Annotated in this window: 21 protein-coding genes; 12 read left to right on the top strand and 9 right to left on the bottom strand. The window is 69.1% G+C overall.

Annotated features, from left to right (window positions below):
- Window positions 1-37: 37 nt before the first annotated feature.
- Window positions 38-2,893, bottom strand: a complete 2,856-nt coding sequence (locus LPN01_RS06360) for a TIM-barrel domain-containing protein (RefSeq protein ID WP_262827525.1) — start codon at window positions 2,891-2,893, stop codon at window positions 38-40.
- A gap of 26 nt (window positions 2,894-2,919) precedes the next feature.
- Window positions 2,920-4,578 carry a DUF5597 domain-containing protein gene (locus LPN01_RS06355; RefSeq protein WP_262827524.1) on the bottom strand — a complete coding sequence of 553 codons (1,659 nt, stop codon included), beginning with the start codon at window positions 4,576-4,578 and terminating at the stop codon, window positions 2,920-2,922.
- Between the two features lie 168 nt (window positions 4,579-4,746).
- Here LPN01_RS06355 and LPN01_RS06350 point away from each other — a divergent pair, with 168 nt between their 5' ends.
- The 4 genes from LPN01_RS06350 to LPN01_RS06335 all read left to right on the top strand — a co-directional run bounded on the left by LPN01_RS06350 (window position 4,747) and on the right by LPN01_RS06335 (window position 10,024).
- Window positions 4,747-5,250 (top strand): methylated-DNA--[protein]-cysteine S-methyltransferase, encoded by a 504-nt coding sequence (locus tag LPN01_RS06350; protein WP_262827523.1) that lies wholly within the window; start codon window positions 4,747-4,749, stop codon window positions 5,248-5,250.
- A 222-nt stretch (window positions 5,251-5,472) separates the two neighbouring features.
- The gene (locus LPN01_RS06345) at window positions 5,473-6,810 is read left to right on the top strand and encodes a dicarboxylate/amino acid:cation symporter (RefSeq protein WP_262827522.1); all 1,338 of its coding nucleotides are present in this window, start codon (window positions 5,473-5,475) and stop codon (window positions 6,808-6,810) included.
- Window positions 6,811-6,890: 80 nt separating this feature from the next.
- Window positions 6,891-8,390 (top strand): alginate export family protein, encoded by a 1,500-nt coding sequence (locus LPN01_RS06340; protein ID WP_262827521.1) that lies wholly within the window; start codon window positions 6,891-6,893, stop codon window positions 8,388-8,390.
- Between the two features lie 11 nt (window positions 8,391-8,401).
- A complete protein-coding gene (locus tag LPN01_RS06335) occupies window positions 8,402-10,024 on the top strand; it encodes an NAD-dependent malic enzyme (protein ID WP_262827520.1) in 1,623 nt (540 codons plus the stop codon).
- 20 nt (window positions 10,025-10,044) lie between these two features.
- Here the strand turns inward: LPN01_RS06335 and rdgB are convergent, their stop codons facing one another.
- Both rdgB and rph read right to left on the bottom strand, forming a co-directional pair.
- Window positions 10,045-10,671, bottom strand: coding sequence for an RdgB/HAM1 family non-canonical purine NTP pyrophosphatase (rdgB, locus tag LPN01_RS06330; protein WP_262827519.1), 627 nt, complete (start codon window positions 10,669-10,671; stop codon window positions 10,045-10,047).
- Window positions 10,668-11,381 (bottom strand): ribonuclease PH, encoded by a 714-nt coding sequence (rph, locus tag LPN01_RS06325; RefSeq protein WP_262827518.1) that lies wholly within the window; start codon window positions 11,379-11,381, stop codon window positions 10,668-10,670. The genes rdgB and rph overlap by 4 nt, the downstream gene beginning before the upstream one ends.
- An 83-nt stretch (window positions 11,382-11,464) precedes the next feature.
- Between rph and LPN01_RS06320 the strand changes: the two genes are divergently transcribed.
- From LPN01_RS06320 to grpE, 3 genes are read left to right on the top strand one after another with little or no spacing between them, the layout of a single operon-like run.
- Complete coding sequence (locus LPN01_RS06320) at window positions 11,465-11,965, top strand: DUF6438 domain-containing protein (protein ID WP_262827517.1); 501 nt, start codon at window positions 11,465-11,467, stop codon at window positions 11,963-11,965.
- Window positions 11,966-11,971: 6 nt separating this feature from the next.
- The gene (gene hrcA / locus LPN01_RS06315) at window positions 11,972-13,012 is read left to right on the top strand and encodes a heat-inducible transcriptional repressor HrcA (protein WP_262827516.1); all 1,041 of its coding nucleotides are present in this window, start codon (window positions 11,972-11,974) and stop codon (window positions 13,010-13,012) included.
- A gap of 26 nt (window positions 13,013-13,038) precedes the next feature.
- Entirely contained in the window at window positions 13,039-13,581 is a 543-nt protein-coding gene (gene grpE / locus LPN01_RS06310) for a nucleotide exchange factor GrpE (protein WP_262827515.1), read from the top strand.
- 22 nt (window positions 13,582-13,603) lie between these two features.
- On the opposite strand, the gene LPN01_RS06305 is transcribed toward grpE, so the two are convergent.
- Together LPN01_RS06305 and LPN01_RS19130 are read right to left on the bottom strand one after the other, a co-directional pair.
- On the bottom strand, window positions 13,604-13,849 hold the full coding sequence (locus tag LPN01_RS06305) for a BrnA antitoxin family protein (RefSeq protein WP_262827514.1): 246 nt from the start codon (window positions 13,847-13,849) through the stop codon (window positions 13,604-13,606).
- On the bottom strand, window positions 13,842-14,099 hold the full coding sequence (locus LPN01_RS19130) for a BrnT family toxin (protein ID WP_410482804.1): 258 nt from the start codon (window positions 14,097-14,099) through the stop codon (window positions 13,842-13,844). Before LPN01_RS19130 ends, LPN01_RS06305 begins: the two co-directional genes overlap by 8 nt.
- A 73-nt stretch (window positions 14,100-14,172) precedes the next feature.
- On the opposite strand from LPN01_RS19130, the gene LPN01_RS06295 reads away from it, so the two are divergent.
- Window positions 14,173-15,399, top strand: coding sequence for a threonine synthase (locus LPN01_RS06295; protein WP_262827512.1), 1,227 nt, complete (start codon window positions 14,173-14,175; stop codon window positions 15,397-15,399).
- 9 nt (window positions 15,400-15,408) lie between these two features.
- Here LPN01_RS06295 and LPN01_RS19125 read toward each other — a convergent pair whose 3' ends face one another.
- The 3 genes from LPN01_RS19125 to LPN01_RS06280 form a co-directional block, all read right to left on the bottom strand.
- Window positions 15,409-16,113, bottom strand: coding sequence for a methyl-accepting chemotaxis protein (locus LPN01_RS19125; protein WP_410482803.1), 705 nt, complete (start codon window positions 16,111-16,113; stop codon window positions 15,409-15,411).
- Window positions 16,114-16,273: 160 nt separating this feature from the next.
- Window positions 16,274-16,753: a vgr related protein gene (locus tag LPN01_RS06285; protein ID WP_262827511.1), complete on the bottom strand. Its 480-nt coding sequence runs from the start codon at window positions 16,751-16,753 to the stop codon at window positions 16,274-16,276.
- A 19-nt stretch (window positions 16,754-16,772) separates the two neighbouring features.
- The gene (locus LPN01_RS06280; protein ID WP_316747021.1) at window positions 16,773-17,216 is read right to left on the bottom strand and encodes a copper chaperone PCu(A)C; all 444 of its coding nucleotides are present in this window, start codon (window positions 17,214-17,216) and stop codon (window positions 16,773-16,775) included.
- Window positions 17,217-17,395: 179 nt separating this feature from the next.
- On the opposite strand from LPN01_RS06280, the gene dnaK reads away from it, so the two are divergent.
- The 4 genes from dnaK (at window position 17,396) to LPN01_RS06260 (ending at window position 21,363) form a co-directional block, all read left to right on the top strand.
- The gene (gene dnaK, locus LPN01_RS06275; RefSeq protein WP_262827510.1) at window positions 17,396-19,303 is read left to right on the top strand and encodes a molecular chaperone DnaK; all 1,908 of its coding nucleotides are present in this window, start codon (window positions 17,396-17,398) and stop codon (window positions 19,301-19,303) included.
- 92 nt (window positions 19,304-19,395) lie between these two features.
- Window positions 19,396-20,523 carry a molecular chaperone DnaJ gene (dnaJ, locus tag LPN01_RS06270; protein WP_262827509.1) on the top strand — a complete coding sequence of 376 codons (1,128 nt, stop codon included), beginning with the start codon at window positions 19,396-19,398 and terminating at the stop codon, window positions 20,521-20,523.
- A gap of 79 nt (window positions 20,524-20,602) precedes the next feature.
- Window positions 20,603-21,064 carry a hypothetical protein gene (locus LPN01_RS06265; RefSeq protein WP_262827508.1) on the top strand — a complete coding sequence of 154 codons (462 nt, stop codon included), beginning with the start codon at window positions 20,603-20,605 and terminating at the stop codon, window positions 21,062-21,064.
- The gene (locus LPN01_RS06260) at window positions 21,061-21,363 is read left to right on the top strand and encodes a transcriptional regulator (protein ID WP_262827507.1); all 303 of its coding nucleotides are present in this window, start codon (window positions 21,061-21,063) and stop codon (window positions 21,361-21,363) included. The genes LPN01_RS06265 and LPN01_RS06260 overlap by 4 nt, the downstream gene beginning before the upstream one ends.
- Window positions 21,364-21,391 lie beyond the last annotated feature (28 nt).

The following is a 21,391-nucleotide window of genomic DNA, read 5'->3' as shown; positions in this document are numbered from 1 at the left end:
GCCGCCGTCCCGGCGCGATCCGGGACGGCGGCGGCGCCTATCGCAGGCGGATCGTCACCGGCCGCCCGTCGTAGGTCACGCGGTTGCCGGCGTTCTCGGCGAAGTCGAGCGGCGTCGCATTGCCCGGCGTGTGGAAACGCACGGATATCGCGCGCCGCGCCGGCATGCCGGGATAGCGGCCCTGCCGCGCACCGATCGTCAGCGTCTTCGCGCGTTCGTCCCACGCCAGCGGCACTCGGGCGAACTGCCCCGTTCCGTACCCCGGTGTGACGCCGTCGTCCTCGTACAGCGAGAATGCGCCGTCGCGGCCGGTGAAGACGTGCAGCACGATCGGGCCGTCGGGCCGTTCGCGCGCATAGTGCAGCGCCGGGCCGGTCGGCAGGATCGCGCCGGCGCGCGCGAACAGCGGCATCCGTTCGTAGGGGGCGGCGGCGGCGATGTCCTGCCCGCCGCGATAGTGGCGACCGCTGGCGACATCGTACCAGTCCGCTCCCGCCGGCAGGTACACCTGCCGCGACCGCGCCTTGTAGACGGTGACCGGCGCGACGAGCAGGTCGCGGCCGAACAGATATTCGTCGTCGATCCCCCACGTCCGGCGATCGGCGGCATAGTCCATCACCAGCCCGCGCATGATGCTGCCGTCCTTGTGGAACGTGTCCGCGGCGACGGTGTAGATATAGGGCATCAGGCGATAGCGCAGCTGGTCGTACCACAGCATCGAGCGCATCATCGCGGGATCGTCCGCGCCCAGTTCGTAGATCTCGCGCTTGGGCTTTTCGCCGTGGCTGCGGAACAGCGGGCTGAGCGCCCCGAACTGGAACCAGCGCAATTGCAGCTCGCGCCATTCGGGCTGCGCGGCGGGTTCGGCGTTGGTGTAGCGATCCTCGACCGCGAAACCGCCGATGTCGTGCGTCCAGTTGGGCACGCCCGACATCGACAGGTTGACCCCCGCCGAAATCTGGTCGCGCAGGTCGTCCCAGCGCGCCGCGACGTCGCCCGACCATAGCGCCGAACTCGTCCGCTGGATGCCGCCGAAGCCCGAGCGCGTCAGGATGAAGGGGCGCTTGCCGGGCGTCGCGCCGCGCAGCCCTTGCGCGAAGCCCTGCGCATGGACGAGCGGGAAGCTGTTGAAATAGGCGCCGCCCGGCCCGAGCGCGTTCGGCCCCATCACGAACTTGCGTTCGTCGATCGACAGGTTCGAATGGATGTCGGGCTCGGTCGCGTCCATCCACCAGGCGTCGATGCCGAGCTTCACCAGAGCATCGCGCACCTGCCGGAAATAGATGCGGCGCGCCTTGGGCTGATAGGGGTCGTAGTCGGTATTGAGATAGCCGGGGCCGACCCAGTCCTTGTTCCCCATCGTCAGGTTCCCCCGATACAGGAACCCCTTGGCCGCCAGTTCCCTGGCATTGTCGGTATCGGGATAGAATTTCGGCCAGACCGAGATCATCAGCTGCGCGTTCAGCCTGTGGACCTCGTCGACCATCGCCTTGGGATCGGGGAAGCGGGCGGGATCGAACCGGTGGCTGCCCCATTGATCCTGCGGCCAGTAGAACCAGTCCTCGACGATGGTATCGAGCGGGATCTGTCGCTTGCGATATTCGCGCACGACGCCCAGCAGCTGATCCTGCGTCTCGTAGCGCTGGCGGCTCTGCCAGAAGCCATAGGCCCATTGCGGCATCATCGGCGCCTTGCCGGTAAGGCCGCGGTAGCCGGCGACGACGTCGTCCATGTCGCGCCCGGCGACGAAATAATAGTCGAGCGCCTTGCCCGCCTCCGACGACAGCCATAGCGAATGGCGGTCGGGCGCGGGCAGTGGATCGTTATGGAACAGGGCCATATAGCCCGCATTGGGCTCCCATTCGATCCGGATCGCCACCGGCCTGCCCGCGGTCATCGGCAGGTCGACGTTGTGGAACCACGGGTTCCAGTTCTGGCGCCAGCGATCGAGCACCAGCTTGCCGTCCGCATAGACCTTGAAATAGCTCGATCCGTAGACGCGGAACTTGTGCACGCCCGTGACGGTGGGGGCCAGCGTGCCGGTCCACACGACGCGCTGCTTGCCGACCACCTTGCCCGCGGTGTTCTGGCCGCTGTCGGCCGATGCGACCGTCTGCGCCTTCGCCTCGGCCGGCCAGCGCGCCTGGTCGCGGATGAACTGATAGTCGATCGTCGCTTCCTGCCGGCTGATCGCCAGCCGATCGCCGAGGTAGTAATCGGCCTTCCATCCCGGTTTGCCGCCGCTCGTCACCGGCATGTCGGTGCCGGCCAGTGCATAGGGGCGCGGGTTGCCGAAGCGGGTGATCGAATTGTTGTCCCACAACAGCCCGTAGTTCCGCGTGGACACCACGAAGGGAATCGCGATGTCCATATTGTGCTGGGCGAGTTCGACGTCCTCGCCATTGTAGTTCATCTGGCGGTTCTGATGCTGGCCGAGGCCGTAGAAGCCCTCGTCGCTGCCGCGGTTGAACTGCTGCCGGGTGGCGAGATAGCCCTTGCCCTCGCCGCTGGGGGCGAACGCGCCGCGTGCCGCCTCGTCCAGCACCACCTTGCCCGCCGCGTCGAGGAAGCGGACGTGGCCGTCGGACAGGCGCACCTGCGCGCTCGCCTTCGCCAGCGTCAGCGTGACGATGCCGTCCCGCTGCGCGATCCGCGGGGCGCCGTGCGGCCGCGCGATCACCATCAGGCTGTCGGGCAGCGCCAGGTCGGTGCCGGGCACCGCGGTGACGCGGAAGCCGCCGTCGCCATACGCGACGACGCGCACCCGCTTCGCCGGGCCGGCATCGGGCGTGACGATGACGCCCTGGTCGATCCGCTGCACGTCGGCGGCGAGCGCGATGCCGGAGGTGGAGAGCGCCAGCGCGGCGGCAAGACGGGCGAACAGACGCATCATCGAGGGTCCTTGAGGGCAGGGCGGCATCAGCGATAGGTGCCCATGGTCACGCGCAACAGCGTCGGGCCGGCGAGGTTGAGGCCATAATCGGTCTGGTCGCCGTTCCAGAGGCGCATCATCGTCCAGCGACCGGCCGCATCGAAGCCGCCTTCCTCGACGCGCAGCCATTGCGTGCTTTCGCCGGCGGCGGGACGGGCCGCGTCGAAGCGGATGCGGACGTCGGATCCGGCGACGAGGAATTCATCGGGCGCCAGCTGCACCACCGCCGCACCGCCCACCGGCTGGGTGCGGCTGGGATGGGGATCGGCCTTCAGCCACGGCGCATCCTTTTCGCCGAACGCCCACAGGCCGTATTGCGCGGTCACCCTCCACCGGCCGAGCGTGCCGCTCTCGTCGCTGCCATCGGCGGGCTTGGCGCTGCCCCAGGTCGGATGGTCGAAGGCGGCGCGTGCCCAGCCGCGCGCGTTCGGTGTCATCAGCGCGAACTTGTCCGCGAACGCCGCCATCGTCGCGGCATCGACCACCTTGGCGCCGAGCGGATAGTTGACGTAGCCGGTGTCGTCGAAGCCGAACGGCGCGAAGCCGATGCCGCCCCGGCCGAGCACGCTCCACAGGAAGCGCGCATAGTCCGCCGCGTTGCCCGTTTCGGGGACCATCAGGGCGTTGTCCGGCCGGGCGTACAGCCTCAGATACGCCGCATAGGCCCTGGGGTCACGATTGTAGATGTCGGGCGCGACCACGTCGATGTGGGGCGCCGCGACCTTCCACACGTCGATCGTCGACCAGTCGGGACCACCGCTTGCGCCGCCGCCCTCGCCCGGCGTCGCGAACGGATCGCCCAGCGCCGCATTGGCATAGGTGGGCAGATCGAGCATCGCGCGCCCGGCGGCGGCGATCTCGTCGACGTAGCGGCCGACATGCCAGCTGTTGAACGCCGCATCGGCAAGCTTACCATAGGCCGCGGTCCAGTCGCCGCGGCGACCACTCGCCTTCGCCAGTGCGGCGGGGATCGGCTGGCGGAACAGCGCCTGCGCCGCCGGCGACAGGTCGCGGCCCTGGCCGTAGACGCCGGTCTCGTTCTCCACCTGCATCATGATGACGCGGTGATCGGGATCGGCGTCCTTCAGGTGCCGCATCAGCGCGACGAACGCGCGCTTGTCCGCCTCCAGCGTGGTGCGCGCGTGCGGGGACAGCGCGTAATGCGCGGTGCCGTCGGCCTTGCGCATCCGCGGGAAGCGCTTGCCGTCGGTCTTCACCCACGCGGGGACATAGGCGGCGCCGGTGTTCTTCCACGTCCCGAACCACAGAAGCACCAGCCGCGTGTCGTGCGCGCGCGCGCCGGCGAGCAGCGCGTCGACATAGCCGAAGTCGAACCGGCCCTCGACCGGCTCGACCTGTTCCCACGCGACCGGGATTTCCAGCGTGTTGGCATGGATGCGCGCGACCATCGGCCACACCTTGTCCAGCATGGCGGGATAGTTGCTGCTGTTGTTCGCCTGGATCCCGAGCATCAGGAACGGCGCGCCGTCGACCATCAGCGCGTGCCGGCCGTCGCGCGACACGATCCGGGGCAGGGGCGCGGACGCCTGCGCCGTCGCCTGCGGGGCGGCGGCCATGGCCGGGATCGTGAGCGGCAGCGCGAGCGCCGCCAGCGACGCCGCGAAATAGCGTGATGTCCAGCCCATCGGCCGTCGGTCCCCTCCCTGCGGCAGCCTCGCGCTGCGCTCTCGATGGTGACGCTATCATCGGATCGTCGATTAAGTAAGACAAATTTGCATATGCGCCGGGGGGCGCCTGTGGCGTCCGATCTGGGGCCTGTGGCCGCGGCCATCGCGTGGCGATATGCCCGTCCGATGGTCCGCTCGCTCCGCTCCGCCACGATCGATTCGCCCGTCGGCCCGCTGACGCTGGTGGCGAGCGATGCAGGTCTGGTCGCGATCCTGTGGGCCGATGACGATCCGTTGCGGGTGCGGTTAGGCCCGCTCGTCGTCGACGCCGCGCACCCGGTGCTGGTCGCCGCTACGGCGCAGCTGCGCGGCTATTTCGCGGGCGAACGCACCACGTTCGACCTGCCGCTCGACTGGCGCGGCACCGAATTCCAGAAGCGCGTCTGGGCGGCCCTGCTCACCATCCCCTATGGCGAGACGCGCAGCTACGGCGCTATCGCGCGCGCGATCGGCCGCCCGGGCGCGGCGCGCGCGGTGGGTGCGGCGAACGGCCGCAACCCGCTCTCGATCGTCGCGCCCTGCCATCGCGTGGTGGGCGGCGACGGCCAGCTCACCGGCTTCGCGGGCGGGCTGGCGGCGAAGGCGCTATTGCTCGCGCTGGAGCGGCGCAGCGGCGAACTGCCGCTGTAAATCGCCGGGCGGAAGTGTGCAACTTTCGGCACACTTCGCGCCGCGGCGCGGTCCGGCAACGGACGACCGGCGATGCAACGAACAGATAAGCAGCTGTAAAACAACAGATATAATTTCTCTCCCGCAGCATTGCCGCCCCCCGGTCGCACACGGCATCGTCCGGCGACGCACACGGCCAGCAAGAGCCGGACCCGCGTCGCCATAGAGGATGAAAGGCTGCCCATGACCATCAGCATCGCCCAAGCGCCCGCTACGCCGCCCGCGGCAAGGCCGTGGTACGCGCAACTCTACCTCCAGGTGCTCGTCGCGATCGTCGCGGGCGTGCTGGTCGGCCATTTCGCGCCCGCCACCGGAGAGGCGCTGAAGCCGATCGGCGATGCCTTCATCAAGCTGGTGAAGATGGTCATCGCCCCGGTCATCTTCCTGACGATCGTCACCGGCATCGCCGGCATGCGCGACCTTGCCGCCGTCGGCCGCGTCGCCGGCAAGGCGTTCGTCTATTTCCTGTTCTTCTCGACGCTGGCGCTGATCGTCGGGCTGATCGTCGCCAACGTGGTGCGGCCCGGCGCGGGGCTGAACATCGATCCCGCCACGCTGGATACCAGCAAGGTGAGCGAATTCGCCGCCAAGGCGCACGAAAGCACGATCACCGGCTTCCTGACCGGCATCATCCCGGACACGTTCCTGTCGTCGCTGACCGAAGGCAACATCCTCCAGGTGCTGTTCGTCTCGATCCTGTTCGGCATCGCGCTGGCGCTGATCGGCGACCGCGGCGACAAGGTGCTGCACATGCTCGAGGACGTGTCGCTCGCTTTCTTCAAGGTCGTCAGCATCGTCATGAAGGCGGCGCCCGTCGGCGCGTTCGGCGCGATGGCGTTCACCATCGGCAAATATGGCGTCGGCACGCTCGCCAATCTCGCGGTGCTGGTCGGGACCTTCTATTTCACCTCGCTGCTGTTCGTGCTGCTGGTGCTGGGCACGGTGGGCTGGCTGTGCGGCTTTTCGATCCTGCGGCTGATCGCCTATCTCAAGGCGGAGCTGTTGCTGGTGCTCGGCACGTCGTCGTCGGAAAGCGCGCTGCCCGCGCTGATCGAGAAGATGGAGCGCGCCGGCTGTCCCAAGTCGATCGTCGGGCTGGTCGTGCCGACGGGCTATTCGTTCAACCTCGACGGCACCAATATCTACATGACGCTGGCGGCGCTGTTCATCGCGCAGGCGTGCAACGTCGACCTGACGCTGGGGCAGCAGTTGCTGCTGCTGTCGGTCGCGATGCTGTCGTCGAAGGGCGCGGCGGGGGTGACCGGTGCGGGCTTCATCACGCTGGCGGCGACGCTGTCGATCGTGCCGAGCGTGCCCGTGGCGGGGATGGCGCTGATCCTCGGCGTCGACCGCTTCATGAGCGAATGCCGCAGCCTGACGAACTTCATCGGCAACGCGGTCGCGACGGTGGTCGTGTCGCGCTGGGAAGGCGCGCTCGACATCGACCGGCTGAACGCGGCGCTGCGGGGCGAGGCGCTCCGCGTCGACCAGCTGCCCGCCGACGCCGTCCCGGCGGCCTGACGCCCGCGGCGCCCCGCGTCCGTCCGGGCCGGTACCGGAGCGGACGGACGCGGGGCCGCCGACCTGAAAGGATCCACACGATGTTCCATCGAGCCAGTGCGCTTTGCGGCGCCACCGTCCTGCTCACCCTCGCCACCGCCGCCGGGGCACGGGCGCAGACCAGCGTCGCGCCCAGCGAAAGCGGCCAGACGCGCAATCCCGCCACCCCGACCGTCACCTCCTTCCCCGCGGCGGCGGCGGGGGACGGCGCCACCACCAACGGTTTCAACCTGTCGCGTTGGGCGGAGGATTGGCGGGTGATGCGCGATCCCGCCAGGCGCCGCGACATATTCGACCGGCTCAAGTTCCTGCCGATCGCCGCGGATGGCGAGGTCTATCTGACGCTGTCGGGGGAGCTGCGGTTGCGCGTCAACCATACGACCAACCCGAACCTGCGCGACGCGCGCGCGCAGCGCCAGGATATCAACCGCATCGTCGGCGGCGCCGACCTTCACGTCGGGCCGCATGTCCGCGCTTTCGCCGAGGTCGCGCACGGCGGCATCTCGGGCGTCGAGCTCGGCGCACCGGCGGCGACGCTGCGCAACGACCTGGTGCTGCAACAGGCGTTCGTCGAAGGCAATGCGGAGATCGACGGCGTCGCGATCGGCGCGCGCTACGGCCGGCAGGAATTCACCGACGGCCCCAATCTGCTCGTGTCGCAGCGCGACAACAACACGATCCGCTATACGCTGAACGGCGTGCGCGCCTGGGCGCGGGGGGCGCGCGCACGCGTCGACCTGTTCGACCTCAAGCCGACGCAATATGGCGACCTGGGCACCGATGACGACATCAGCGATCCCGCCCGGCGCTTTTCGGGGGTGACGCTGGGCTTCGCGATGCCGACGACATGGTTCGGCGGATCGAAGCTGTACGTCGATCCGTTCCTCTGGCGGCGGCGCAACACGGTCGGCGCCTGGGGCGGCCGGATCGGGCCGGCGACACGCTATTACGTCGGCACGCGTATCTGGGGCGATGCCGGGCCGCTGACGATCGACTGGACGGTCAACCACCAGTCCGGTCACTATATCGATCAGGATATCGACGCCTGGCAGGTGTTCCTGGCGCAGACCTATCGCATCGGCGCGTCGAAGACGGCGCCGCGGATCGGCGTGCACCTCGACTATGCGAGCGGCGGCGGCGGCTATGGCGACGGCAAGCTGCGCGATGCCTATGCGCCGTTCGGCAACAACATCTATTACAGCTATGGCCTGTTCCTGACCCCGTCGAATCTGATCGCGGTGGCGCCCAACGTCACCTTTTCCCCGCTGACGTCGGTGCGGCTGACCGCCGAATATCAGCTGACCTGGCGCGACAGCGTCACCGACGCGGTCTACCGCGCCAACGGCCAGCCGTTCGCGGGCACGCAGCGGATCGGCGATGCCAAGATCGGCGACGTCGCCCGGTTGCAGGCGGTGTGGTCGATCGGCCCGCGGCTGTCCTTCACCGGCCGCTACGAACATCTCGCCGCCGGCCCGTCGCTGACCCGGGCGGGGTTCAGGAGCTCCGACTTCCTCGCCGGCTGGCTCAGCTTCCGCTTCTAGAAGGATCCCGCATGCCCCCCGCCGTCCATGCCGCCGCCCGTGCGCTGCTGTCCGATCCGCTGACCAACAAGGGCACCGCCTTCACCGAGGGGGAGCGCGACCGTCTGAACCTGCACGGGCCGCTGCCGCCGCACGTCGGCACGCTCGACAGCCAGATCGCGCGCCGCCGCCGCGTGCTCGACGGCATGGCAGACGACTTCCACCGCTACGCCTTCCTGCGCGAATTGCAGGATTCCAACGAGGTGCTGTTCCACGCGCTCGTGCATGCGGACCTGCCGCGCATGCTGCCGCTGGTCTACACGCCGACGGTGGGGGCGGGCTGCGAGCGGTTCAGCGAGATCTGGCGCAAGCCGCGCGGGCTGTTCCTCAGCTATCCCAACCGCGAGCGGATCGACGACATCCTGTCGGATCCGGCGCTCGACCGGGTCAAGGTGATCGTGGTCAGCGACGGCGAGCGGATCCTCGGCCTCGGCGATCAGGGGGCGGGCGGGATGGGCATCCCGATCGGCAAGCTGGCGCTCTATACCGCCTGTGCCGGGATCCACCCGGCGGAGGTGCTGCCGATCCTGCTCGACGTCGGCACCGACAATGCGGGGCTGCGCGACGACCCGCTCTACGTCGGCTGGCGCAACCCGCGGGTGCGGGGGCAGGACTATGCCGATTTCGTCGAACGGTTCGTCGCCGCGGTCGCGGCGCGCTGGCCCAACGTCCTGCTGCAATGGGAGGATTTCGCCGGCCACAACGCCCATGACCTGCTCGGCCGCTATCGCGACCGCCTGCTCAGCTTCAACGACGATATCCAGGGAACGGCGGCGACCGCGGTCGGCACGCTGTTATCGGCGATCGCGCGGACCGGCGCGTCGCTGGCGGACCAGCGGATCGTCCTGTTCGGCGCGGGCGCGGCGGGCAGCGGCGTCGCCGAACTGCTGGTGCGCGCGCTGCGGGCGGAGGGGCTCGACGAGGCCGCGGCGCGCGCGCGCATCTGGGCGGTCGATCGCGACGGGCTGATCCTGTCCGACACGGCGAAGCTGACGCCGTCGCAGGCGCGGCTGGCGCACGATCCGGCCGGCGTGACCGGCTGGGCACGCGACGCCGACGGCGCGATCGGCCTGGCGGAAACCGTCGCCGCGGTGAAGCCGACGGTGCTGATCGGCGCTTCGGGCCAGCCGGGCACCTTTACCGAGGCGGTGATCCGCACGATGGCGGCGGGCTGCGCGCGGCCGGTCGTCTTTCCGCTCTCCAACCCGGTGTCGCGGGCCGAGGCGCACCCCGCAGACCTGCTCGCCTGGACCGGCGGCCGCGCGATCGTCGGCACCGGCAGCCCGTTCGGCGTCGCCGGCGTCACGCAGGTCAACAACGTCTACATCTTTCCCGGCGTCGGGCTGGGCGCCATCGCCGCGGGCGCGCGGACGGTGACCGACGGCATGTTCATGGCCGCCGCGCGGGCGCTCGGCGCCATGGGCGGCGCGGGGGAGACGCTGCTGCCGCCGATCGCGCAGCTGCGCGCGGTCGCATTGCGGATCGCGGTCGTGGTGGCCGCCGCCGCGGTGGCGGAGGGCGTCGCAACCGTCGCGGCCGACGAACTGACCGCCGATCGGATCGCGACGCTGATGTGGACCGCCGCCTACGCCTGACGTCCGCCGCGATCCGGGTGCTACAGGACGGCGGCGACCAGCTGTCGGAAGGCATCGGCGCGATGGCTGACCGCATGCTTGGCGGCGGGATCCATCTCGCCGAACGTCGCGTCGGTGCCGACCGGCAGGAACATCGCGTCATAGCCGAAGCCGTTGCCGCCGCGTGGCGGCCAGACGAGCGTGCCGTCGACGCGGCCCTCGAACCATTCGACATGGCCGTCGGGCCACGCCAGCGCCAGCGCGCAGACGAAATGCGCGGTCCGCGCGAGGTCGGGTTCCTCGGTCAGCCGGTCCTCGACCAGCCGCATCGCATGGCCGAAGTCCTTGGATTCTCCCGCCCAGCGCGCCGAGAAGATGCCGGGATCCCCGCCCAGCGCGTCGACGCACAGCCCGCTGTCGTCGGCGAGCGCGGGCAGGCCGGACAGGTCGGCGGCCTGCAACGCCTTCAGCTCGGCGTTGGCGACGAAGGTCGTCCCCGTTTCCTCGGGCTCGGGCAGGTCGAGCTCGCCCGCCGACACCGGCTCGATGCCATAGGGGCCGAGCAGTTCGGCGATCTCGCGCACCTTGCCCGCATTGTGGCTGGCGATCACCAGCCGGCCGGGGGCGAGCTTGCGGATCGCCTGGCGGCCGTTGCCCTCGCCGCTCATCGGACCGCGCGCTCCTGCGCGGCGAAGATGTCCGCGCAGCCGATCCGCGCGAGGCGGAGCAGGCGCAGCAGCGCTTCCTCGTCATAGGTCGCATGCTCGGCGGTCGCCTGCGCCTCGGCGATGTTGCCGTTTTCGAGGAGGACGAAATTGCCGTCCGCGTCCGCGCCCGAATCCTCGACATAGTCGAGGTCGAGCACCGGCGTGCCCTGATAGATGCCGCAGCTGACCGCGGCGACCTTTTGCAGGATCGGATCGGTGGTCAGCTTGCCGCTTTGCAGCAGCGTGTCGACGGCGAGGCGCAGCGCGACCCACGCACCGGAGATCGACGCGGTGCGGGTGCCGCCGTCGGCCTGGATCACGTCGCAATCGAGCGTGATCTGGCGTTCGCCGAGCAGCTTCATGTCGACCACCGAGCGCAGCGAGCGGCCGATCAGGCGCTGGATTTCCTGCGTGCGGCCCGACTGCTTGCCCTTTGCCGCCTCGCGGCTGCCGCGGGTGTGGGTGGCGCGCGGCAGCATGCCGTATTCGGCCGTCACCCAGCCTTCGCCCTTGCCGCGCAGGAACGGCGGCACGCGTTCTTCCAGGCTGGCGGTCACCAGCACCTTGGTGTCGCCGAAGCCGACCAGCACCGATCCTTCGGCGTGGCGGGTGAAGTTCGGCTCGATCGCGATGCTGCGCATCTGATCGGGGGCGCGTCCGCTGGGGCGCATTCAACTCTCCTCAAGGTCCAATGCGGCAACGCCCTAGACGGCGGCGCGCGACGGCGCCAGTGGTGAGCAAAGGGGACACAGGCATGCACAGGACGACGATCGCGGCGCTGGCCGCCATGGTGCTGACGGGCTGTGCGACGACGACGGATGCGGGCCTTCCGGTGGCGATCGAGCGCGAGACGATCCGCTACGAAACCGCGCCATGCTACGGCACCTGTCCCGTCTATGCGGTGACGATCGCGCCCGACGGCAGCGGCACGTTCGAGGGGATGCGCTTCACCGCGGTCACCGGCGTGCGGCAATTCCGGGCGACGCCCGCGGCCTATCGCGCCTTCGCCGCCGCGCTCGCGCCCTACCGGCCGAAGGCGGCGGAAACGCTGTTGCAGCCCGGCAGCCCCGGCTGCGCGAACGCACCCACCGACATGCCGAGCGTCGATATCGTCTGGAGCGAGGCGAGCGGCGGGCGCCAGCATCTCAACGCCTATTACGGCTGCGGGCCGCAGGCGATGCGCGCCGCCTTGCGCGCCGCGCCCGACGCGCTGCCGATCGCGGCCTTTATCCGCGACGGCCAGACACCTAAGTAAACGGCCATGGCTGCTCCCGTCACCGAACTGACCGACCGGGCGCGCGACATCTTTCGCGCGGTGGTGGACGGCTATGTCGAGAGCGGGATGCCGGTGGGATCGAAGACGATCGCGGTCGCATCCGGCCTCAACCTGTCGCCCGCCTCGATCCGCGGGGTGATGCAGGAATTGGAGGAGCTGGGGCTGCTCGCCAGCCCGCATACCAGCGCCGGGCGCATCCCGACCGACCGGGGGCTGCGCTTGTTCGTCGACGGCATGATGCAGGCGCTCGAACCCTCGCCGGAGGAACGCGCGGCAATCGAATCGCGCGTCGGCTATCACGGACCCGTCGAGGAGGCGCTGGCGGCGACCACCGCGGCGCTGTCGGGCCTGTCGTCCTGCGCGGGGCTGGTGATGGTGCCCAAGCGCGAACTCGCGTTGCGCTCGATCGGCTTCGTCGCCCTGTCCACGACCCAGGCGATGGCGGTGCTGGTGAGCGACGACGGCAGCGTCGAGAACCGCGTCATCCAGCTGCCCGCCGGCATGGCGTCGTCGACGCTGGTCGAGGCGGGCAATTACATGACCGCGACGCTCGGCGGCCTGACCCTTGCGGAGGCGCGGGCACGGGTCGAACGCGAACTGGTTGAGGGGCGGGCGGCGCTGGACGGGGCCGCGCGCGCCCTCGTCGAGCGCGGGCTCGCGGTGTGGAGCGAGGACGGCGCGCGCCGGCCGGTGTTCATCGTGCGCGGCCAGAGCCGGCTGATCGATGCCGCCGCCGCCGCCGACCTCGATCGCGTCCGCGACCTGCTCGACGACCTCGAGGGCAAGCAGGAAGTGGCGCAATTGCTCGACAGCGCGAGCGCGGGCGATGCGACCCGGATCTTCATCGGCGCGGAGAACAAGCTGTTCGCGCTGTCGGGCTCGTCGGTGATCGCGCGGCCGTTCCGCGGCGCCGGCGGCAGGGTGGTCGGCGTGGTCGGCGTGATCGGCCCGACGCGGTTGAACTATGCCCGCGTCGTGCCCATGGTGGATTTTACGGCGGCAACGCTCGCCCGCTTGATGGGCTGACCCCAGCTGAACATACAGGGATTCGAATGACCGAAGAGACGAAGACGGACGCCGAAGCATTGCGCCAGGAAACGGCGGAGGCCGCGCCCGAAGTCGCCGAACACGACCGGGTGGCCGAGCTGGAGAACCAGCTGGCCGAGGCGAAGCAGCAGACATTGTATGCGCAGGCGGAGATCCAGAACGTGCGCCGCCGCACCGAAAAGGACGTCGCCGACGCGCGCAATTATGCGACGACGTCGTTCGCGCGCGACATCCTGTCGGTCGCGGACAATCTGTCGCGCGGGCTGTCGGCGATCCCCGCCGAGCTGCGCGAGGACGAGAAGCTGAAGGGGCTGGTCACCGGTCTCGAGGCGACGGGCCGCGAGCTGGAAAGCGTCTTTGCCCGCAACGGCATCACCCGCATCGAGGCGATGGGCGCGCCGCTCGATCCCAACAAGCACCAGGCGATGATGGAACTGGCGAGCGATGCCGAACCGGGCACGATCGTGCAGGAGATGCAGGCGGGCTACATGATAAAGGACCGCCTGCTCCGCCCCGCGCTGGTCGGCGTGGCGAAGAAGCCCGACTGAGCGACGGCGGGTGGCGCGGGCGCTAGACCTGCGCCGCCCGCAGCGCCGCGTTGATCCGCGCCTGCCATCCCGGACCGGTGGCGCGGAACTTCGCGATGACGTCGGGGTCGAGGGCGACGTCGTCGCCGCGCGTCAATTGCGCGGCGATGTGCGGGGGCAGCACCTCGCTGGCGGGGCGGGCCTTCGCGAAATCCTCGGCGGTCCATTCGGGATTGTCGTCGAAGTCGGGATCGTCCTCGAAGCGCGCTGCGGGGCCGGGCTTATCCATGGCGGCGAAGTTCCTTTTCGTGGGCTCGCCGGAAACTTATAGCGCGGATGCCGTCATCGGTGAAGGTGAAGACGAGGCAATGGCCCTTGCCGTGGATCCGGCCGAATGCCTGGTAGCGCGTTTCGCCGTACTCGATCCGGTCGTCGACACGGACCGTCGGTTCGGTATCGAAGGGCCGAATGTCGGCGAGCGACAGCCCGTGTTTGTGCCGATTGATCGCGTCTTTCGCAGGGTCGAACGTTACCGGCACAGGTGAAGCGTAACGGCCGTTTCCGATCGATCAACGACGATCGCGGACGGTGTTGTAAAAGCGAGATAACAGCATGAACCCCAATCTCACCACCGATCGCCCGACGTTCGTCACGCATCTCGAATGCTCGATCACCGGCGAGCGGTACGAGGCCGACAGGCTGCACGGCCTGTCGCGGGCCGGCCGGCCGCTGCTGGTCCGCTATGACCTTGCGGGGGTGAAGGCGGCGCTGTCGCGCGAGGCGCTGGCGGCGCGTGCGACCGACATGTGGCGGTGGCGCGAGCTGCTGCCTGTGCGGCACACCGGCAACGTCGTCAGCCTGGGCGAGATCGAGACGCCGCTGATCCCGATCCCGCGCAGCGCGGGCAGCGCCAACGTGCTCGTCAAGGACGAGGGCCGGCTGCCCACCGGCAGCTTCAAGGCGCGCGGGCTCGTCATGGCGGTGGCGATGGCGAAGGAACTGGGCGTCACCCGCATCGCGATGCCGACCAACGGCAATGCCGGCGCGGCGCTCGCCGCCTATGCCACGCGCGTCGGGATCGAGACGATCGTCTTCTGTCCCGAGGACACGCCCGAGGTGAACGTGCGCGAGATCGCGATGCAGGGCGCGCGGGTATGGCGGGTCAACGGGCTGATCGACGATTGCGGCGCGATCGTCGGGCAGGGCGCCGCCGAGGGGCGCTGGTTCGACTTTTCGACGCTGAAGGAGCCGTACCGGATCGAGGGCAAGAAGACGATGGGGCTGGAGCTCGCCGCGCAATGCGGATGGGAGCTGCCCGACGCGATCTTCTATCCGACCGGTGGCGGCACCGGGTTGATCGGGATGTGGAAGGCATTCGACGAGCTGGAGGCGCTCGGCTGGATCGGGTCGAAGCGGCCGCGCATGTATGCGGTGCAGGCGTCGGGCTGCGCGCCGATCGTCCGCGCCTTCGAGGAGGGGGTCGAGCATGCGGCCCGGTGGGAGGATGCGCATACCGTCGCCGCGGGGATCCGCGTGCCGCGCGCGGTCGGCGATTTCCTGATCCTGCGCGCGGTACGCCAGAGCGGCGGCAAGGCGCTGGGCGTCGGCGATCCCGCGATCCTGCAGGCGGTGGACGATTGCGCGCGGCGCGACGGGCTGCTGCTGTGTCCCGAGGGCGGGGCTACGCTCGCCGCCTATCGCGAGGCGCTGCGCAGCGGCGAGGTGGACGAGGAGGAGCGCGTCGTCCTGTTCAACTGCGCGACCGGCCTCAAATACCCGATGCCCGCGGCGCCGCAGGCGCTGGACCGGCACGCACCGATCGATTTCGGCGCGCTGTAGCCACGCGGGTCAGGCGGCGGCGAGCAGCGCCGCCGCCTGTTCGGTCGCGGCACGGCTCGCCTGGGCGAGGCGCTTCACCTCCTGCGCCACCACCGCGAAGCCGCGGCCGTGTTCCGCCGCACGAGCGGCCTCGATCGTCGCGTTGAGCGCGAGCAGGTTGGTCTGGTTGCTGATCGTGCCGATCGAGGCCACGATCCGCGTCACCTGCGTCATCGTGTCGGCAAGGTGCTGGCGCACCGCGGTCTCGCGCGCGTGGCGATGCGCGGCGGCGCCCGCGGCGAAGGCGCGGATGTCGATCGCCGCCAGCCGGTGCAGCGCGTTGGTCAGCGTCGCATAGCGCACCGGATCGTGCTGGAGCGCCTGCCGCAGCATCGCGTCCTGCGCGCGGTAATTGGCGGACAGGCCGTTCAGATAATCGTCGTCGTCGCCGCCGTTGGCGACAAAGGTCGAGCCCCGTTCGGCCATCTGCGCATCCAGCGCCGCATCGAACGGGCCGACGAACTTGCCGCGCGTATAGGCGAGTTCCTGCGCATCGATCTGCATCGCCGTCAGCGCCTGGTCGGCATACAACGTCCGGGCGAGCGGATGACGACAGAATGCCCGCGTCTCCCGCTCGATGCGCGTCCCGAGCAGCGACCAGATGTCGGCGAGCGCCATCGCGAGCGTCGGTTCGCCGGGAAGATGGGCCTGACAGGACAGCGATTCGGCGTGCATCGAAAACCTTGGGAAACGTTCGGAACGCTGGCCCCCTATGAGGACAAAGGTTAATAGGTCCGAAAGATGCCCAGTGCGCGCCGGCGTCGGCGGATCGATGCGTTCCGTAACGTCACATCATCGCACTGTCCGACGCCAAGTCGCTGGAACCGCGCGCGCTTTAACCAAAGGGCAGCAGCGTTTCATATTGCGAGAGCGGCGGCGCACCGGCGACATGGCCGCCATGTCGCAGCAGGAAGGCATGGCGGACGATCTCCCCCTGCTGCTCGATGCCGTAGCGGGCCAGCGGCTGCCCGGGCCTGAGCGCGTAATCGTAGCGGCACCAGGGGTGGCGCGCGAGCGGCAGGCAGATGCCGCGCTGGTGCTGCCAGACGTGCACCATCTCGTGGATGAACAATCCCTGGTCGGACAGCGCGGCGTCGGCGAAATCGTCGCGCCAGCCCTGGCCGTGCGGGTGGAAGTGGATGCAGCCGCGCGGGGCCATCACCGTGTCGCGCGGCTGGAAGAACGCCCATTTGGTGCGCGACAGATGCACCGCGTCGTAGTCGATCGTGTCGTGGAACACGCTGGCCGCGAGCGCCCGCTCGCCCGTCGTCAGCGGGCGCGCGGCAGGCGGCACGGCGGGGGCGAAGAGGCGCATGGCGCGGCCCGACCGACGGTCAGAAGCTCGGCGGCGGGTCGGCGGCGCGCACCACCATCGCCGGCGCGTAGATGCGCCCGCCGTTCGCGAAATTGAGCGTCAGCGTATAGATGCGTCCGGCCTTCGCCTTGGGATTGATGTCGAACAGCATGACGTGGCGGCCACCGGGTGCGAACACGGTGTCGGTCCTGGCGGGCACGGCGACGCTGGCGAGCGGCTTCATCCCCGCCATGCCGCCCGCGCCCGTCATGCTCTCGTGCATCTCGGCTCGGACCGCGATGTCGGCGCTGACGTCGATCAGCGTCGCGGGCGAGGGGCCGCCGCGCAGCGTGAAATAGGCGACGCCGGGGCGGCCGGCCACCGCGGGCAGGCGGACCCAGGCATCGTCCACCGTCACCCGCTCGGGCCCGCCGCATCCCGCCGCCGCCGTCGCCGCGGCGAGTACCCACCAGCGTTTCATCATCCTTGACCTTCCCGACGATGCCATCGTTTCGACGTGCGGTCCTATGGCCGGCCCCGTCTTGCGGCAAGCGGAACCCCACCTATATCGCGGCCATACAGAGGAACCGTTGCTGCCGTAACGGGGCAAAGGTTCCTTCGTGTTGCTAATGTTTTTGTACGTGAGGGGCTAAGCAGGCACACATGGCTAAAGTAATCGGTATCGATCTCGGCACGACCAACAGCTGCGTCGCTGTGATGGAGGGCGGCAAGCCCAAGGTGATCGAGAATGCGGAAGGCGCGCGCACCACGCCGTCGATCGTCGCCTTCGCCAAGGACGGCGAGCGGCTGGTCGGCCAGCCGGCCAAGCGCCAGGCGGTGACGAATGGCGACAACACGATCTTCGCGGTCAAGCGCCTGATCGGCCGTCGCTTCGACGATCCCATCACCAAGAAGGACACCGAACTGGTGCCCTACAAGATCGCGCGCGGGTCGAACGGCGATGCGTGGGTGTCGGCGGGCGGCAAGGATTATTCGCCCTCGCAGATCAGCGCCTTCACGCTTCAGAAGATGAAGGAAACCGCCGAATCCTATCTGGGTGAGACGGTCACGCAGGCGGTCATCACCGTGCCGGCCTATTTCAACGACGCCCAGCGCCAGGCGACCAAGGACGCCGGCCAGATCGCAGGGCTGGAAGTGCTGCGCATCATCAACGAGCCGACCGCGGCGGCGCTGGCCTATGGCCTCGAGAAGCAGGACGGCAAGACGATCGCGGTCTACGACCTCGGCGGCGGCACGTTCGACGTCTCGATCCTCGAGATCGGCGACGGCGTGTTCGAGGTGAAGGCGACCAACGGCGACACCTTCCTGGGCGGTGAGGATTTCGACAACAAGCTCGTCGAATATCTCGCCGAGGGCTTCAAGAAGGACGAGGGCATCGACCTCGCCAAGGACAAGCTGGCGCTTCAGCGTCTGAAGGAAGCCGCGGAAAAGGCGAAGATCGAGCTGTCGTCGGCGGCCTCGACCGAGGTCAACCTGCCGTTCATCACGGCCGACCAGAACGGTCCGAAGCACCTCGTCAAGACGATCACCCGCACCGACCTCGAGAAGCTGGTCGACGGCCTGATCCAGCGCACGATCGAGCCGATGAAGAAGGCGCTCGCCGACGCCGGCGTCAAGACCGCCGACATCAGCGAGGTCGTGCTCGTCGGCGGCATGACCCGCATGCCCAAGGTGCGCGAGGCGGTGAAGGCGTTCTTCGGCAAGGAGCCGCACACCGGTGTCAATCCTGACGAGGTCGTCGCGATGGGCGCCGCGATCCAGGCGGGCGTGCTGCAGGGCGACGTCAAGGACGTGCTGCTGCTCGACGTGACGCCGCTGTCGCTCGGCATCGAGACGCTGGGTGGCGTGTTCACCCGGATGATCGACCGCAACACGACGATCCCGACCAAGAAGTCGCAGACCTATTCGACCGCGGACGACAACCAGGGCGCGGTGACGATCCGCGTGTTCCAGGGCGAGCGCGAGATGGCGGCGGACAACAAGATGCTGGGCCAGTTCGACCTGGTCGGCATTCCGCCGGCGCCGCGCGGCGTGCCGCAGATCGAGGTCACGTTCGACATCGACGCCAACGGCATCGTCAACGTGTCCGCCAAGGACAAGGGCACCGGCAAGGAGCAGCAGATCCGCATCCAGGCATCGGGTGGCCTGTCGGACAGCGACATCGACCAGATGGTCCGCGACGCGGAGAAGTTCGCCGAGGAGGACAAGAAGCGTCGTGCCGGTGCCGAGGCGAAGAACAACGCCGAATCGCTGATCCACACGACCGAGCGCCAGCTCGCCGACAATGGCGACAAGGTCGACGATAGCCTGAAGGGCGAGATCCAGTCGGCGATCGACGCCGCCAAGGCGGCGGTCGAGAGCGGCGATGTCGATCAGATGACCGAGAAGGCGCAGGCGCTCGCGCAGGTCGCGATGAAGCTCGGCCAGGCGATCTACGAGAAGCAGGCGCAGACCGAAGCCGGTCCGCAGGGCGATGCCGCCGGCGGCGAGGCGCCCAAGGACGACGTGGTCGACGCCGAATTCTCGGAAGTCGACGACCACAAGGCGTAGGAACGGCTCCCGTCCCCCTGCCGACAGGGGTCGCCTCGCTGCGACTCATGTGACTTTCCGGCAGGGGGACGATCGGGGTTTAGAGGGCCGGCATGAGCACCACAGTCGACTATTACGAACTGCTCGAATGCGAGCGCAACGCGGATGGCGCGACGCTGAAGTCGTCGTATCGCAAGCTCGCGATGAAGTACCATCCCGACAAGAATGCCGGGTGCAAGGACAGCGAGGCGCGCTTCAAGGCGGTCAGCGAAGCCTATGAGGTCCTGAAGGATCCGCAGAAGCGCGCCGCCTACGACCGCTATGGCCATGCCGCGTTCCAGAACGGTGGCGGCGGTGGCGGCGGCGCGCAGGATTTCGGCGGCTTTTCCGATATCTTCGAATCGGTGTTCGGCGAGTTCATGGGCGGCCGCGGTGGCGGTGGCGGGCGTTCGCAGCAGCGCCGCGGCGCCGACCTGCGCTACGACATGGACGTGACGCTCGAAGAGGCGTTCCACGGCAAGTCGACCGAGATCACCGTCGACGTATCGGCGCAATGCGACACCTGTCACGGATCGGGCGCCAAGCCCGGCACGCATGCGTCGACCTGCCGCCAGTGCAACGGCCATGGCAAGGTCCGGGCGCAGCAGGGCTTCTTCGTCGTCGAGCGCGCCTGTCCGGTGTGCCAGGGCGCGGGCGAGATCATCGCCGACCCGTGCGCCGAATGCCGCGGCGACGGCCGGATCGAAAAGACCAAGACGCTGGAGGTCAACGTGCCCCCCGGTGTCGACGAGGGCACGCGCATCCGCCTGTCCGGCGAGGGCGAGGCGGGGCCGCGGGGATCGCCGGCGGGCGACCTGTACATCTTCCTGCACGTCAAGCGGCATGCGCTGTTCGAGCGGGAGGGCACGACGCTGTTCGCGCGCGCGCCGATCAGCTTCACGACCGCCGCGCTCGGCGGCGCGCTGTCGATCCCCGGCCTCGATGGCCGCACGCACGAGATCAAGATCCCGGCGGGCATCCAGTCGGGCAAGCAGCTGCGCCAGCGTGGGGCCGGCATGCCGGTGTTGCAGGGACGCGGGCAGGGCGATCTCGTCATCCAGATTGACGTCGAGACGCCGACCAAGCTGTCGGTGCGTCAGCGCGAACTGCTCGAACTGTTCCGCGAAACCGAGACGGGCGACGAATGCCCGGCGAGCCAGGGCTTCTTCGCCAAGCTGAAGGGCGTGTTCGCGGCGGAGTGAACCCCACTTTCCATCACGGAAAGTTATGACTTGCCGAATCGGAAAATGACGGTCATCGTCTTTCCATAGTGGAAAGGGGATGACCGTCGTGCACCATAACAGCGAGAGCGCCGCCGAGGCGCTGGCCTTTATCGAACAATCGCGGACCCGGCTTGCCGCCGCGTCCGACGTGCCGCCGCTCCGTCATGCGGTCTTCGCGGCGATGATGGGGACGCTGGTGGCCAGTTCCGCCGCGCCCTTCCCCTTGCGGATCGCGCTGATGGTCGGCCTGTTCGCCGGTATCGCCTGGGTGGTGCGCTGGGACCGGCGGCGGACGGGGATGTTCGTCAATGGCTATCGCGCCGGGCGGACGCGGTGGGTCGCGTTGACCCTGCTCGCCGTCATCCTGCCGATCCACGTCGCCGGCGTCTGGCTGGCGACCGAGCGCGGGATCGGCTGGGCACCACTGGCGCTGGGCGTGCTCGCCGCCGCCATCGCCTATGCCGGCAGCCTGTGGTGGTGCCGCGTGTTCCGGCGCGAGATGCTGGGCACGCTGGCATGAGCGGCTTTGATCCGGTCATCCATCCCCCGGCGCGGTTGCAGATCATGGCGGTGCTGACCGAGGTGCAGGATGCCGAGTTCGCGCTGCTCCGCACCACCACGCAGGTCAGCGATTCGGTGCTGTCCAAGCATCTCGCCGCGCTGGGCGAGGCGGGCTATGTCGCGTTGCGCAAGGCGGCAAGCGAAGGGCGCAGCCGGACATGGGCGTCGGCCACGCGCGCCGGACGCAAGGCGTTCGTCGCGCATGTCGCCGCACTCACCGCACTCGCCAATCTCACCGGTCGGATCGCCGCGGAATAGGGCCGGTCTTGCGCCGACGCGTCCGATC

This window comes from Sphingomonas sp. A2-49 (genome assembly GCF_025548555.1).
Classification (GTDB): Bacteria; Pseudomonadota; Alphaproteobacteria; order Sphingomonadales; family Sphingomonadaceae; genus Sphingomonas.
The sequence above is the reverse complement of the archived record's forward strand: the minus strand, read 5'-3'. Positions and strand labels throughout refer to the sequence as shown.